Annotated in this window: 1 protein-coding gene; it reads right to left on the bottom strand. The window is 64.6% G+C overall.

Annotated elements, in window-relative coordinates:
* Positions 1–567, bottom strand: a 567-nt coding sequence (locus tag CFR80_RS18605; protein ID WP_181418290.1) for an IS66 family transposase zinc-finger binding domain-containing protein, incomplete at its 3' end; no start/stop codon positions are given.
* Positions 568–724 lie beyond the last annotated feature (157 nt).

The following is a 724-nucleotide window of genomic DNA, read 5'->3' as shown; positions in this document are numbered from 1 at the left end:
CCATGGGCCGGCGCGTCCGCGCGCGATCGGATGGAAGGGGGCGGGTGGCTGGGTGATGCTCTCGCAGTCCCGGCAGGTGAACTTCTCCCGCACCGTCTGTATGACCTTGAACTGGCGCGGGATCACCTCCAGCGTCTCGGTGACGCTCTCCCCCAGTTTGCTCAGACGATCGCTGCCACAGCACGGACACTGTGTCGGTGCGGGGATGACGACCCGCTCGCGCGGCAAATCGGCACGCAGGGGCTGGCGCCCCCGGTTGCTCCTGGGTGCTGTCGCGCGGACAGCGGGATTCACGGCGTTTTCGGGCGCGTCCTCGGCGAGCGTCGTCTCCAGCTCTTCCAGTTCGAGTTCAAGCTGGGCCAGCAGGCGGCGCCCCCGCTCCGACGAGGCGCCGAAACGGTCCTGGCGCATCCGCGCGATAAGATGTTTGAGATGGGCAATCTGCGCTTCGGCGCTGGCCGCGCGCGATTCTGCATCAGTGGCCCGGAGTTCGGCGACCTGGGCACGCGCCTCGGCAGCGGCAAGTGCTGCGCGCAAGGCGATGATGTCGTCCGTATCTCCCGTCATGAAGGCAGTTGATCACATGGGCGCTCAAAAGGGTACCAGTATATGCTGACCTGGCGCAGTTTTTATTATCCCGCCAGTTCAGGTCTCCATGTTTTCTGCGGATTGCGCCAGTCCACACCCTCCAGCAGACAAGTCAATTGTGACGGGGAGAGATGGA

The organism is Komagataeibacter oboediens, assembly GCF_003207815.1.
Lineage (GTDB): Bacteria > Pseudomonadota > Alphaproteobacteria > Acetobacterales > Acetobacteraceae > Komagataeibacter > Komagataeibacter oboediens.
This window is presented reverse-complemented; position numbering and strand designations above follow the sequence as displayed.